The organism is Candidatus Lernaella stagnicola, from assembly GCA_030765525.1.
GTDB classification, from domain to species: Bacteria; Lernaellota; Lernaellaia; order Lernaellales; family Lernaellaceae; genus Lernaella; species Lernaella stagnicola.
Map to the genome: position 1 here is coordinate 35,910 of JAVCCK010000030.1, position 14,154 is coordinate 50,063.

Genomic DNA, 14,154 nt, shown 5'->3' on the forward strand with positions numbered 1-14,154 from the left:
TCTTAAGGCGTATGCCTGGCCACCGTGACCGGCGCGCAGGCGCAGTTTTCCAATAAGCGACCAACCGGGAATTCTTCGAAATGGCTCGGGGCGAAAACCAGACCGCGCGCCAATCGCGGATTGAAGCGCAACGGCACGTCCAACTCCACGTTATCCCGCCCCACACACACGATGTCGCCTTCGGCCAATTCCCGGTCCGCCGCATCTTCCGGATGCATCTCGAGCCACGGCGCAGCGCACACCTCGGCGATCGCCGGGGAATACGTTGACAACGTGCCGTTGTGATAGAGAACCGGCCCGCAAACGAGAATCAGGTCGCCTTCCATCGCTTCGATGGGTTCGGGGATTTTGCCGAAATCGAGTTTGACGTCCTCGTCGAGTTGCAGCCGCGGCAAGAGCGCGCCGCGTCGTCCGTCGCTTTTCGCCGCCGCCGCCGCTAAATCGGGCACGTCGACCGACACTTTGTCCCACAGTTCCGCCAGCGTCTCGCCGGCCGGCTCGCCGTCAAGCAAGCGCGCCAATTCGGCCAAGATGCGCCACTCGGTCCACACCCCTTCGGGCGGCTCGACGGCACGGCGCAGCTTAAGCACCCGCCCCTCCGCCGACACATACGTACCCGAACGCTCGGCGGCCGCGGCCACCGGTAAAAAGAGGTGCGCCTTGCGGGCCGTGGCGGTCAGGAAGGTGTCGCACGCCACAACGAAGCCGGTCACTTCCATCGCCTTGCCCAGCGGCTCGGCTTTGGCCGCCTGCACCAGCGGGTTGGCCCCAAAGGTGATCAGCGCGGACAGACGCCCGGCCATGCCCGCCTCGATGATCCCCTCGTAACCCATACCGGGCTCCTCGGGCAGACGCGGCCAACCCTCCGGAACGTGCTCGTAGGTCGCCAAACCCGGTCCACGCCCGGGCACCAAGCCCGCCAGCATCGAGCCGTACAGGTTGCTGCGATCGGTCGAGAGCAGCAGGCCTTTGCCGACCTTGCCCAGCACCATCAGCAAATCGATGGCAAGCCCGCAGATGTCCCGCGCCTGCCGGCCGCTGAGCGCCTGCGCCCCCAGCACAACCACCGGGCGCTCGGCTGCGGCTAAAATGCCCGCCGCATGCGCGACGGCGTCCAAATCCAACCCCGCCTGTTCGGCCAAGGCTGCGGCGTCCAGGCGGTCCAGCGCCGACTTGAACGCGGCGAAGCCCTTGGTGTTCTTGTGAATGAAACGCACGTTCTGCAGCTTGTTTTCGACCAAAGACTTAAGCAGCAACACGAGCAGATTCCGTTGCGCGCCGGGACGATAAGGCAGTTTCACCGTCGCGAAATCATCCAACTTCGTGGGCACCGGATGCGCTTGGATGAGCCGCGCGTCGTCTTCCCGCACCGCGGCGATGACATCCAGGTGCGGCACGGGCATTTCGGCGGCGAGGTCCGAACCGAAAATGAACACCGCGTCGGCGCGACGCAGGTCCGCGAAGGTCGCGGTGGAACCGGGCCTGCCGAAGCGATCGTGCACGGTCTTCATCGCCTCGCCGTATTCGTCCTGTCCCGAAATCGCCACCCGTCGCGTGCCGATGACGGCGCCGAAGGTGTACGCGAGCGCGTAGGCGTCTTCGACCGGCAACCGGGACCCGGCGAGCGCGCCGACAGCTTCCGGACCGCCGGTGGCCAGCGCGTGCCGAATGCCCTCGGCCATCGATTCGAGAGCCTCTTCCCAGGAAAGCGGTACGAGTTCGCCGTCGCGGCGAATCAACGGCGTGGTGGGCCGGTCTTCGCGGCGAAGGATATCCCACCCAAAGCGACCGCGAATGCACAGGCGGCCCCAGTTCGTGGTCGTGTCCACGTCGCTGGTGACGCGAAAGACCTTGTTGCGCCGCACGTGCATTTCAATTTGGCAGCCCGCCCCGCAGTAACCGCAGACGGTCTCAACGGGCTTTAGATCCCACACCCGCGCCGTGTTCTTGAATTGCTTGGTCAGCAACGCGCCGACCGGGCAGATCGCAACGCACTGACCGCAGAATTCGCAATCGAGCGGTCCGCCATCAAACGTGTTGATGCGCGTGTTGTAGCCACGACCCTCAAAGACATACGCGCTCACAGCCTGCACTTCGCGGCACACGGCGACGCAACGCCCGCAACGGATGCAGCGCTCGTCGTTACGCTCGATCAGGGGGCTGAGGGTGTCGATCTTCTGCTCGCCGACGCGCGCCCGATAGGGCACGTTTTCGACGCCAAGCTCGTACGTCAGATCCTGCAACCGGCATTCGCCGGCCTTGTCGCACACCGGGCAATCCAGCGGGTGGTTGAGCAAAATGAACTGTAGTTGCGTCTGCCGCATGCGGTGCAGTTCGTCGTCGTAGGTCGTGACGACCATGCCCTCGTTCGCCATCGTCGTGCATGAGGCGACGGGTTTCTCCAGGCCCTCCACCCGCACGATGCACAGGCGGCAGGAGGCCAGGCGGTGAATCCACGGGTGTTCGCACAACGTTGGGACGTGAACGCCCAAACCACGCGCGGCGTCCAGGATCGACGTGCCGTAGGGCACCGTCGTTTCTTGACCGTTGATCGTGAGGGTTACCGTCGCCGGATCGGTCGTCTTCATAGCGCCACCCCCACCAGACGGTAGCAGCGCAGGCAACGGGCCGCTTCGGTTGTGGCGTTGCGCGCGCTCATAACCGCCTCCACCTCGTCGAAATTCGTGATGCGTGTCTCGACCGGCAGATGGTCGAAGCCCCGTCGGTGCATGCCCTCGGGCAGGTTGATGACCTCGTCGGGATCGTAGGTTTTGACCGAGGCCAACACTCGCTCCATGCGCTGGTAGTGATCCAAATCCACGATCTCGCCGCGCAGAAACCGGTCGATGCTGATCGCCGCGCGATTGCCCGCCGCCACAGCCTCGATCAGCGTCGCGGCGCCGGTGACGCAGTCGCCCCCGGCAAACACGTTGGGCAGCGCCGTCGCCCCGGTGTACTCATCGGCCACGACGGTATTCCACCGCGTGAATTCCAGGCCCTCCGCTTTGGCCAAAAAACCCAGGTCGGGCGATTGGCCGATGGCGGGGATGACCACGTCCACTTCCATCATGAACTCACTGCCTTCCATCGGCACCGGCCGGCGGCGTCCCGACGCGTCGGGTTCGCCCAGTTCCATGCGAATGAGTTCGATCGCGGTAAGCCGGCCCTCGTCGTCGGCGATAAGCTTGGTTGGGTTGCACAGGAAATTGAACGTGACCCGCTCTTCATGCGCGTCGCGGATCTCCACATCGTCGGCGGGCATTTCTTTTTCGGTGCGACGGTAGACGATGTTGACGTCCTCGAAACCCAGCCGCATGGCCGTGCGCACGCAGTCGATCGCCACGTTGCCGCCGCCGACTACGACGATCTTCTTGCCCTCAGGCGTTTCCTTCCCCTCGGCCACGGCCCGCAGAAAATGCACCCCGTGAATGAAGCCCTTGTAGCCTTCGTCTTCGCCTTCGCACCGCAGTTTGTTGGAATGGTGTGCGCCCACGCCGATGAAAACCGCGTCGTAGCCCAGCTTGTGCAGCAAGTCGTCCCACGCGGGTCCGTTTTCGCCGATGCGCTGCTGGTAAAGGATATCGACGCCCAATTCCTGAATGAGTTCGACTTCCCGACGCAATACCGCGCGCGGCAGGCGGTAATCCGGAATGCCCACCGCGGCCATGCCGCCGCCTTCGGCCAGCGCCTCGTAGATCGTCACCGCGTGGCCCATCTGCGCCAGCTTTTCCGAGGCGGCCAACCCGGCGGGACCCGCGCCGAGCACCGCAACCTTCTTCCCGGTGGGCGGCTGAAGAACGCGTCCGCCCGGCCGGTGGCCGTGCAGCATTTCGTAATCGGAGGCGAAGCGCTTGAGGTCTTTGATTTGAATCGCCTCGTCCACGTTGGCGCGGCGGCAGTGCGACTCGCAGGGGCGCACGCACACGCGGCCCAGCACGGCGGGCATCACGCAGTTCGCGCGCGCAACGTCGCTGGATTCCAGGTAGCGCCGCTTCTTGATGTTCTCCACATAGAGGGGAATATCCAGGTGCGCCGGACATGCTTCGGTGCACGGGGCCGCCATGCGGGTGAGTAGTTCGACCGGTTCGATTCTCCGGCCGGACCCGACGCAGGCATTGAAGGTGTCCGCATAATGTTCCAGCGCCTTGAGCACCGGGCGCGGAACCGTCTGCCCGATCTGACACTTGGAGGCGTTCGCGACGCTTACCAACACGTCGCGCAATTGCTGCAAGTCCTCGGCGGTGGCGTTGCCCTCGCACAGCTTCTGCAACAATTCGGCCGCGATGTGCGTGCCTACGCGACAAGGAAAGCACTCGCCGCAACTCGCCTCGCTCTGCGCCGCTTCCATGTACGCGCAGCACAACGCCACCACGTTCACCGATTCATCGGCGATGAAAAACCCGTCCCAGCCAATGAACGCTTTGATGTCATCCGGTTCGCGGTAGGTGAACGGCAGTTTGAGGTCGTCGGGCGCCTCGACGGGCGCTTTGCCGCGGTGGTCGATCAAGCGATCCGACCAGCAACCGAAAGCTACTTTGCCCATGATTCCCCCAGGCTGACGCCGGCGAGCGCATGCCGGCCCACCGGGTGATCGCTGTACCGACGCCGACGCCGGTGAACTGCCAGGGGCGCGGCGTATGCCGGTCGCGCTTGGGTGTAGCACTCAGGCGGCAAAGCGTCAAGATATTGCATGGTTTCGCCGCACGACCGAGCGCGGGCGCTACTTAGTAGTTCGTGGTTTGGTCGATCTTGCCGTGGCGCTTGGCGAGTTCTTCAAAAAAGTCGAAGGCCTTCATACCCCCGGCGGCGGTCACGACGGTCAACGCGAGTAGAACCAGCAGCAACAACTCGGTGGGCAGCCAGGCGAGGTTGGCGTCAAAACCCGTAACGCCGAACGCGCGGCGGCATCCTTCGATCCAGTACGTGACCGGCGAAAGCAACGCCAGGGGCCACAGGAAACCGGGCAGGAAGGTCGTGGGATACAACACGCCGCAAAGAAGCATGAACATGCCGCCGACGCCTTCGGCCAACAGCAGCGAATGCCGCGCGGTCACCAGCAGCATGCCGGCGAAAAACAAACCGAGCGCCAGCGTGGAAATAACGCCCAGCACCGACGTGATCATCAGCAGCGGCCAGTTGATTTGCGCCAAGCCGATGGGCAGGTCGAGCGTCAGCCGGCCGACCACCAGCACGATCACCACGCTGGAGAGCGCCACGATCAAGAAGGTCACCGCACGACCCATGATGTTAAGCTTGAAGGGCGCGGGCGCAATGTAGACGTAGCGGATCAGTTGATAGTGTTCGCGATCGGAAATCACGGCCCAAGAGAGTGACGAGGCCATCGTGCCGAAAATCGTGAAAAACGCGTTGCCAACGAACACGGCGACAAAACGGGGGTCGTCGGCCGGTGTGGCGCTGACCACCTTGAATAAAAAGTAGAGCAGCAAACACAACGCCAGCGGCCGCACCGCCGCATACAGCAAGTACAGCGGCCACTTGGTCCAGTTGGATTCGATTTCCCAACCGATCCTCATCGCCGCCCAGAAGGCGCGCAGGTGTTTGGTTTTCACTGCCATCTCAGCGTCATCGTCCCGTCGTGTTTGCCCTTGATTTCCAGCGCTTTCATCAGCTTCATCGCGCCGATGGTGAACACGATGGTCATGACCAGCAAAATGGCCGCTTCCACCGGGGGCGCCAGAAAACCGATTCCCTTCGCGTCGGGAATCATCAATTGGCGCACGCCGTCCAGGCCGACGGTCAGCGGCAGCAGCGCGGCCAGAGTCAGCAGCACCTTGCCGAACTTATTGACCGGAAAGAACAGCCCGGAGAGAAAATAGACCGGCTCCATCAAAATCATGTTCAGCTTAATGCCCACGCGCCCCACCATGAAGTAGACGCTGGAAGCCGCCATGCCCATGGAAAACAGCGCCGTGAGAGTCAGCACAAAAATGACCGCCAAAAGCAGCGGCTGCCGCACCGTGAAATCGACGCCGAAGATCAACACGCCGAACACCAACACGCCCGCCGCCCGCACCGTGCTCATGAACATGCCGCCCAACGCCATGCCCAACAGCAGCCACACCGGTTCCATCGGCGAGGCCATGTACAAATCGAGGTTGCCCATCTCCTTCTCCCAGTAAAACTGGGATGCCATCGACCACAATACGCCGAGCCAGAAGGGGATCATCGCGCCGCCGAGCACCACGATCGCCTCGTAACGACTCGGCGCGCCCAGGCTGCGATAAATGAAGATATAGGCCGCCAGCGCAACGATCGGCAGCAACACTTCGCCAAGGAGCCATGAGATCTCGCGGTTGGCCCCCACGATGCGCACGTAGGCGCGGGCGCGGATCGCCCGCAGGGCATGCCGTAGTCTACTCGTGCTCATGCAACCGCCGCCCCACGACCTTCAGAAACAGGTCTTCCAAATCGGGTTGGCTTTTAGCGAAGCTCTGCACATGGTAACCCCTTGCCGCGGCCGCCGCGAAGATGTCGGTCAGCTTCTGGTCGTCGTCGAGCACGAACCGCAATTCGTTGCTCTCGCCGCTCGGACCTTCCTTCAAATACGCGTCGGTAACGCCGGGAATGCCGTCGACCAGCGACGTGTCGGTTACCGCGGGAGTCAACTGCAGAATGAACGAACCGCCCTCGCCGACCTTCTTGCGCAACGCGGCGGGCGTGCCGGTCAACACCAGCTTGCCGTTGTCGATGATGCCGACGCGGTCGCAAAGCTGCTCGGCCTCGGCCATGTAGTGCGTGGTGAGCAGCAGCGTGCGGCCCGCTTTCTCGGCGACCCATTCACGAATGTACTTGCGCACCTCGCGCGCCACATGCACGTCCAGGCCCAGCGTCGGCTCGTCGAGAAAGAGAATCTGCGGGTCGGTCACAAAACCGCGGATGATGTTCATCTTCTGCCGCATGCCGGTCGACAAGCGATTGACCTTCGTGCCCGCGTCCTTGGTCAGCCCGAAGCGATCGAGAAACGCGTCGATGCGCTTTTTGGCGACCGCTCCGGGGATGCCGTAGAATTGGCTGAACATCCAGATGTTTTCCCGCACGGTCAAAATGCCGTATCCGCTGGTCTCGCCGCCCGAGACCATGTTGATCAGCGGCCGCACGGCGTCGGCGTCCTTCACCACATCATGACCGGCGACAAACGCCTGGCCCGCCGACGGGTATAGCAGCGTAACCAGGATCTTGATCAGCGTCGTTTTGCCCGCCCCGTTGGGACCGAGCAGGCCGAACACTTCCCCCGGCGCCACCTGCAAATTGACCTTATCAACCGCCGTAAACACGGCGCTTTTTTTCTTCTTGAAAGTGCGAACTAGGTCTTTGGTCTCAATAGCATGCGTCATATCGGCATCCCTGGCCTGTGGAGCAGACAAACTAGTGACTCGGCCGAAATGTGTCAAACCAGCCGCGGCGGGGATACGAAGATACGGCTTAAAAAAATGAGGCCGATAAGCGACCGTTTATCCTGTGTTTACGGCACCGCCGTCTTTTGTCGAGTTTATTTCTGGACAAAAATCGTTGACAAGGCCAACACACTGCTTATCTTCACGTCGTGACCGAGAAAAAATAAAACAACTTAGTGAGAAGTGAAAACTGAACTGTCCGAAGGAGGAGAAAATGAAAAGCTTGACTCGATTCAATTTCTTGTTCGCCATGATGCTCGCCCTGGTCATGGTCATGGGCGTGTTAGCCGCATGCGATGACGATGACGATGACGATGATGATGATGCCGGCGACGACGACGCCACCGACGACGACACCACCGACGACGACGCCACCGACGACGACGCCACCGATGACGACGACGATGATGACGACGACGATGATACGGCTCCCGGTAATGCGCGCATCCGCGCTCTGCACCTAAGCCCGAACGCGGGCATCGTTGACATTTGGGTCGACAACACCCTCGAATTCGTGGCCGACGTTGACTTCACCGAGGGCTCGACTTACGGCGAAGTGCCCGCCGGCATGTATACGATTAACATCGTGCCCGACGGCGGCGACCCGGCCACTGATAGCGTGTTCGACATCCCCGTCGATCTCGCGGCCGACACCGATTACACCGCCGTGGTGTACGGTGAGATCCCGATCTCCAAAGAAGACAGCGGCCTGGCCGCCTTGCTGATCATCGACGACGCCTCGGCGGCGATGGACCCGGCGAACTTCATCCTGTTCGTGGGCCACACGGCTGACGCCGCGATTCTCAATCCGGTAGACGTGTACGCCATCCTCGACGGCAGCGACGATTTGCTGTTGATCGACGAATTTGCGTACGGCGGCGGTGAGTTCTTCGAACTGGCTCCCGCCAGCTACGACATCGGCTTTGACTTGAACGAAGACCCGTCCGACTACGACGCCGCGTTCACGACGCCCGATCTGCCCGGCGGCGCGCAGTACAACGTCTTTGCGGTCTACGACGATCCGGACATCTTCCTGATCGCCCAGTTGCCTGACGGCACCACGGCCCGCATCGACCCCAACATGTAAAACCCACAACAACTAGTCCGCAAAAGGCGCCCTTCGGGGCGCCTTTTTTATTGCATTCGTTTGGCGCGCTCTCACTCCGCCATGGCGGCTTCCAGCGTTTCTCTACACTTTTTGAATTTCGCCTTGTCGTCAAAACGGAGCGTGATGGGGCCGGCGATCTGTTCGCCGTCGTGTTCAATCGTGACTTCGCCGAGGAAAACGCCCGCAGACGCCAAAGCCAGCGCATTCAACGTACTAAGATTGACGATCGACAGGTCAGGCCCCCACGTCATGCCCCGAATGGCAGAATAGGGTATGCTTCGCGCGCCGCCGTTGTCCCCGCGCCAGAGGATGCCCGACGTGGAGAAGAACACCCGCATGCCCGGCCGTGAATTCCCGCTGGAGCGATCGTGGTAAACCAGCGTGCAGGTGCATTTCCACACGACGGCCTCCCCTTGGCCGAGCATCGACGGAACGGCCCGGCCAAACGACATCTGGTCGAAAAAGGCTTTCAATCCCATGGTTTCCCCTTCGCCGGTGAACCCGTGTTTCGGCAAGTCGAATTTTGAAGCCCGAACTCCGCAATGAATGGCAACGGTGGGAGAAATCTTTGGTGCGCTGCGGAGATGTCGTTGATCGTACACTTTACCCAAGCGAAAGGTCAAAGAAACCGATTCGCCCCATGCCCGCGTCGCGCCCCCCAAAAAAAAGGGGATGGAGATGCCGACTACGCGGAGTCCGCCGTCACGCTGTCGGCCAAGCGCTTGACGATCGCCGCCACCACGCTGCGCGGCGCGAGGCGCACCGAAAAGGCCAACAGGTTGTTCAAAAAGCCGGGGATGACCGAAAGGCGCCGGTCGAACATGGCGTCCAGACCGATTTGTGCCACGGTGCCGGCGGACATGCGGAATTTCTTGGACATCGGCCCGGCCTCGCTGACTTCCATCCCGGCCGCGTCGAAAAAGCCGGTGTCGGTCGCGCCGGGCGAAAGCACGGTGACGCTCACGCCGTAGTCTTCCAACTCTTTGGCCAGCGCCTCGCTAAAGTTGAGCACGTACGCCTTGCTCGCCCCATAGGCGGCGATCCGCGGCATGGGCTGGTAGGCCGCACCCGAGGCCACGTTGAGAATGTAACCGCGACCGCGCTGCTTCATGTCCTTACCGAACAGACCGCATAAGGTCGTAAGTGCCACAACGTTGAGCCCGAGCATCTGTTCGACGCGTTGCGGATCCTGTTCCACGTGGTCGCCCCACACGCCGAAGCCCGCATTGTTGACCAACACATCGATGGCGAATCCGCGCCGCGTGATTTCGTCGTACAGGAACCGGGCCGCTTCGATGCCGGTCAGATCCACCTGGATGGCAACGACTTGCGTGCCGCTTTCGGCGAAGCGATCCCGAATTTCGTTCATGCGCTCCAGATTGCGGCTGGCCAACACGAGGTCGTAGCCGCGCCGGGCGAGGCGGTCGGCCATTTCGTATCCGATGCCCGAGGTGGCGCCGGTGATCAACGCGATGGGCCTCGAGGATGAAGTCGGTTCGGTCGTCGCATCAACGTGAGACATGCGTTCCTCCCTGCGTGTGAATCTGCTGCCGGTGGTCGTTGGTAACACGGAATATAAGTCGATTGAAGAGAAAATGCGCGTTTGCGGCGGCTTCGGCTTTGCCCCTACAATCGCCCAAACGCAGGAGAATAGGTTGGGCGACAAACAACGACGACGGTTTTGGTGGCGCACTCTGGGGCTGGGTCTGGCGCTGTCGCTCGTCCTGCACGTGATACTTTTCTTTTTGGCCACGGCGGTTTACCACCATTTCCGGCCCCCCTCAGACCAGTGGGACACGATCGACATCGACCTGACCGAATACACCTACGAAGAACTCATGGACGTAGCGCGGCGCATCGTCACGCGAGACGAGACGAGCGACCCCACATCCGTGCCCGAGGAGCCGAAGGAAAACGACGAACTCGACGCCGAGTCCTCTCCACCGCCGGATTAACGCGGCATTTCCCCTCTGAACGCCCCGCTCTTCCGTTTTGCAAGAAACCGCCGGTCGGCCGACTTGCGCGGTGGCTATATTTGATTGAACAAGGGCGCGCCGTGACGGTCTAATCACCGAGGCGGGCCGTTGCTTGGTAAGCGCGCTTGTCGTATACAGGGCTTGGCGCCCATTTGGCGACCGGAAGGAGAGTTGTTGCCCGAATCCTGGCGCGATCAGATGCGACGATATCGCGACCGTTGGATCGTCGGTGTGGCGGCGGTGCTATCGCTATTGCTGCATGTAGGCCTCGGCTTGCTCTTTTTCGGCGGCGTGATGGATTTCAACGCTCCCACGGACACATCTGAGACGATCGATTTTGACCTGGCCGACATGGCCGCGCTCGAAGCGGCTCTCAAAGACCCCAACAACCCCGACCGCTACCTTTTCCAAAAACCGCCTGCCAACCAGAAAACACCCGACAAAGCGGATGCTTGGGGCTATGAAGACCACGACGCCGGACCGCCGAGCCACCTAGCCGACAGGCCTATCAACGAAATCGATCGCGCGCCCGGTCCCCGCGGACCAGGGCGCGGTACGCGACCCGGCGGCGCTTCGGCTCCGGGCCGCAGAACGCCGTCCATACCCGATATCGGCCAAGGGGTGCCGAACCCCCGTGGTGCGGGCTCGCAAACGGCGGTTTCCTCCCGCACGCCGGGCGGAAGTCGAACGGGGCCGAAAAGTGTGGACCAACTGCTGGCGCGCACCGGCATGGATGCTCCGGGCGGCGGGGAGGACGGCGTCAATCCGTACAATCCGGACGTGGGCGCGCCGGGCAAATCGGTATCGATTTCCACCAAGAAGCTGCGCTACATGGGCTACTTCAGCCACATGCGGGAGAAGATTTACCTCGCGTGGGTGTATCCGCAGGCCGCGCAGCGTTCCGGTCAGCAAGGCGTGACCTTCATGCGCTTCACTGTGGAACGCTCGGGTAAAATCAGCGACGCCCGCGTGCTGCAAAGCAGCGGGTTTCGCCTGCTGGACAATTACGCACTTAAGGCCGTGCGCGAATCGGGGTTCAATCCCTTCCCCTCGCACTGGCCCGATGACAAGCTGACTGTGTCGGCCAGTTTCCATTACCGCCTCATCGGCGCGCGCGCGATTTATTAGCGCCGATTCGCTTGACAACAAAAACGCGGTCGGTATGTTCATAAGGCTAATTTTGAACATTGTTATCCACCGGGAGGGAAAACCGTGGCAAAAAAAGTATTGATCGTATTATTCGCATTCAGCGTGCTCTTTTTGGGCTTCTCGGTCGGCCGCTTCACAAGCATTATCCCGACAAGCAAAATGAGCTACGCCGCGAAACAGAATAAGCAGTTCAAAGAACTCGACGAAATGAACCAGGCTCTGGCTTTGGCGATCGCCGCCTCGAGCCCCACCATCGCCGAGGAAATGGTCAAAAACCTGAAGAAACAGGAAAACCTGCCGCGCGAAGCCTTCACGACCTTGGTCGCCTTGGCCAAAGGCGTACAGGGCAGCGGCAAAGGCAAGCAGGGCCAGCGGCCTCAGCGAACCGCCCCGTCCAACGATCCCAAAGACGTATTCAAGCAGGAAAAAGTCACGCTCGACGTTCCCCAGGGCTCATACTCCGTCGGCAATAAAAACGCCCCGGTTCAGATCGTGACCTTCACCGAATTCCTCTGCCCGTATTGCGCCCGTCTCGACCCGTCCATTCGTCAGTTACAGGAAGAATTCGGCGCCGACAAAGTGCATGTCACCTTCCAGTCGCGGATCGTCCACGGTGAACGCGCCGAGTTCTATCACCGCGCCGCCGCAGCCGCCGGATTGCAGGGCAAGTTCTTCGAATTTGTCGACGCGCTGTTCAGCACCCAAAAGGACTGGATCCGCACACCGCCGGAAAAAGCCTTCGACGAAGTCATTGCCCCGAAAGCCAAGGCGCTGGGCCTGGACGTGGCGAAGCTGAAAAAAGATATGGACGGCGACAAAGTCAAAGCCCAGGTTGGCGCGGAAGACGCGCTGGGACAAAAGCTTGGTGTCCGCGGCACGCCGACTTCCTTCGTCAACGGATACATGGTGCGCGGCGCCAAACCGAAGGAATTCTTCAAAGGCGTGATCGAGATGGCGCTTGAGAAGAAGTAGTTTAGCCGTAGCCTGACCAGGAGCGAACGATGGCACTAGTCGTTTACAACACGCAAAGCCGGACAAAAGAAGAGTTCACACCGCTGCAGCCGAACAAAGTCGGCATGTATGTGTGCGGCGTGACCGTGTACGACTTCTGCCACATCGGCCACGCGCGCAGCCAAGTCGTTTTCGACGTGGTGTTTCGCTGGCTCAAGCACAAAGGCTACGACGTTACCTACGTGCGCAATTTCACCGACGTGGATGACAAGATCATCGCCCGCGCCAACGAGCGCGGCGTTCCGACTACCGAATTGGCGCAGCAGTATATCGACGAGTTCTACACCGACATGAACGAACTCGGGATTCAATCCCCGACCGTCGAGCCGCGCGCCACCGAGCACATCGAGCAAATTATCGAGGTGGTCAAGAAGTTGGAACATAACGGCCTGGCGTACAACGCGGGCGGTGATGTCTACTACGCCGTGCGGAAATTCGAGGGTTACGGCAAGCTCTCGCGTCGGGATATCGATGAGATGCGCTCCGGCGCCCGCGTCGATGTCGACGAGCGCAAGCAGGATCCGCTCGATTTCGCGCTGTGGAAAAATTCCAAACCCGGCGAACCGACATGGAACAGCCCGTGGGGTGAAGGACGGCCCGGGTGGCATATCGAATGCTCGGCGATGAGCAATCACCACCTCGGCGCGAGCTTCGACATTCATGGCGGCGGGCAAGACCTTGTGTTCCCGCACCACGAAAACGAAATCGCCCAATCCGAGGGCGCCACCGGCGAGCCTTTTGTCAAATACTGGATTCACAACGGTTTCGTGCAGGTGAATCACGAAAAGATGTCCAAGAGCTTGGGCAACTTCTTCACGATTCGCGACGTACTCAAAACCATCCCGCCCGACGTGCTGCGCTTCTTCCTCATGGCGGTGCACTACCGCCACCCGTTGGATTATTACGACGAAGCGCTGAACGAAGCTCGGGAGGCGGTCGATCGCGTCTTCACTGCACTGGAAACGCTCGACGCGAATCTGCCCAAAGAGGTTGAACTCGACGAAGCGCAATTGACCGGCAAGCAAAAAGGGCAACTACCGGCTTTGCGGCAGGCGGTCGACGGCTTTACCGCGGCCATGGACGACGACTTCAACTCGCCCCGCGCCATCGGATACATGTTCGAGTTGGTCACCTTGGTCAACACCATCGCGACCAAAGGCAAGCTGCAGGACGAGCCGGGCAAGTCGATGCTGCTGACCGAAGCGAAAAAAGCCTTCGACACCATCCGCGACGTACTGGGCTTTCCCATCGTCGGGACCGCCGAGTACCGCCGGCGAAGCGCCGAAATCGCCATGGCCAAGCACGGGATCACCGAGGCCGACATCGAGGCGAAAATCGTCGCCCGCAACCAAGCGCGCGCGGCCAAGGATTGGGCCACGGCCGACAAAATCCGCGGCGAACTTGAAGCCTGGGGCCTCTCGATCAAAGACGGCCCCGAAGGCACAACCTGGTACGCGAAGTAATAGAAAGCAAATAGGTTCGAACGACGACCGGG

At 61.3% G+C, this 14,154-nt stretch carries 12 protein-coding genes; 5 read left to right on the top strand and 7 right to left on the bottom strand.

Features of this window, described 5'->3' with window-relative positions; translation table 11 throughout:
• Window positions 1-2: 2 nt before the first annotated feature.
• From P9L99_14010 to P9L99_14030, 5 genes are all read right to left on the bottom strand, one after another.
• Window positions 3-2,588 carry a molybdopterin-dependent oxidoreductase gene (locus P9L99_14010; GenBank protein MDP8224471.1) on the bottom strand — a complete coding sequence of 862 codons (2,586 nt, stop codon included), beginning with the start codon at window positions 2,586-2,588 and terminating at the stop codon, window positions 3-5.
• Complete coding sequence (locus tag P9L99_14015) at window positions 2,585-4,543, bottom strand: FAD-dependent oxidoreductase (GenBank protein ID MDP8224472.1); 1,959 nt, start codon at window positions 4,541-4,543, stop codon at window positions 2,585-2,587. Before P9L99_14015 ends, P9L99_14010 begins: the two co-directional genes overlap by 4 nt.
• Before the next feature lie 181 nt (window positions 4,544-4,724).
• Window positions 4,725-5,570, bottom strand: coding sequence for an ABC transporter permease (locus P9L99_14020; GenBank protein MDP8224473.1), 846 nt, complete (start codon window positions 5,568-5,570; stop codon window positions 4,725-4,727).
• Complete coding sequence (locus tag P9L99_14025) at window positions 5,567-6,388, bottom strand: ABC transporter permease (GenBank protein MDP8224474.1); 822 nt, start codon at window positions 6,386-6,388, stop codon at window positions 5,567-5,569. Before P9L99_14025 ends, P9L99_14020 begins: the two co-directional genes overlap by 4 nt.
• Window positions 6,375-7,355, bottom strand: a complete 981-nt coding sequence (locus tag P9L99_14030; protein MDP8224475.1) for an ABC transporter ATP-binding protein — start codon at window positions 7,353-7,355, stop codon at window positions 6,375-6,377. The genes P9L99_14025 and P9L99_14030 overlap by 14 nt, the downstream gene beginning before the upstream one ends.
• Window positions 7,356-7,629: 274 nt before the next feature.
• On the opposite strand from P9L99_14030, the gene P9L99_14035 reads away from it, so the two are divergent.
• The gene (locus P9L99_14035) at window positions 7,630-8,502 is read left to right on the top strand and encodes a DUF4397 domain-containing protein (GenBank protein ID MDP8224476.1); all 873 of its coding nucleotides are present in this window, start codon (window positions 7,630-7,632) and stop codon (window positions 8,500-8,502) included.
• Between the two features lie 71 nt (window positions 8,503-8,573).
• Here P9L99_14035 and P9L99_14040 read toward each other — a convergent pair whose 3' ends face one another.
• On the bottom strand, window positions 8,574-9,002 hold the full coding sequence (locus tag P9L99_14040; protein MDP8224477.1) for a hypothetical protein: 429 nt from the start codon (window positions 9,000-9,002) through the stop codon (window positions 8,574-8,576).
• A 206-nt stretch (window positions 9,003-9,208) separates the two neighbouring features.
• Window positions 9,209-10,045 (bottom strand): SDR family oxidoreductase, encoded by an 837-nt coding sequence (locus P9L99_14045; protein MDP8224478.1) that lies wholly within the window; start codon window positions 10,043-10,045, stop codon window positions 9,209-9,211.
• Here P9L99_14045 and P9L99_14050 point away from each other — a divergent pair.
• The 4 genes from P9L99_14050 to cysS all read left to right on the top strand — a co-directional run bounded on the left by P9L99_14050 (window position 10,044) and on the right by cysS (window position 14,122).
• Complete coding sequence (locus tag P9L99_14050; GenBank protein MDP8224479.1) at window positions 10,044-10,478, top strand: hypothetical protein; 435 nt, start codon at window positions 10,044-10,046, stop codon at window positions 10,476-10,478. The two genes, P9L99_14045 and P9L99_14050, sit on opposite strands and share 2 nt — an antisense overlap.
• A gap of 195 nt (window positions 10,479-10,673) precedes the next feature.
• Window positions 10,674-11,627, top strand: coding sequence for an energy transducer TonB (locus tag P9L99_14055; protein MDP8224480.1), 954 nt, complete (start codon window positions 10,674-10,676; stop codon window positions 11,625-11,627).
• Window positions 11,628-11,711: 84 nt separating this feature from the next.
• Window positions 11,712-12,620, top strand: coding sequence for a thioredoxin domain-containing protein (locus P9L99_14060; protein ID MDP8224481.1), 909 nt, complete (start codon window positions 11,712-11,714; stop codon window positions 12,618-12,620).
• Between the two features lie 29 nt (window positions 12,621-12,649).
• Window positions 12,650-14,122: a cysteine--tRNA ligase gene (gene cysS, locus P9L99_14065; GenBank protein MDP8224482.1), complete on the top strand. Its 1,473-nt coding sequence runs from the start codon at window positions 12,650-12,652 to the stop codon at window positions 14,120-14,122.
• The last annotated feature ends 32 nt before the right edge of the window (window positions 14,123-14,154 follow it).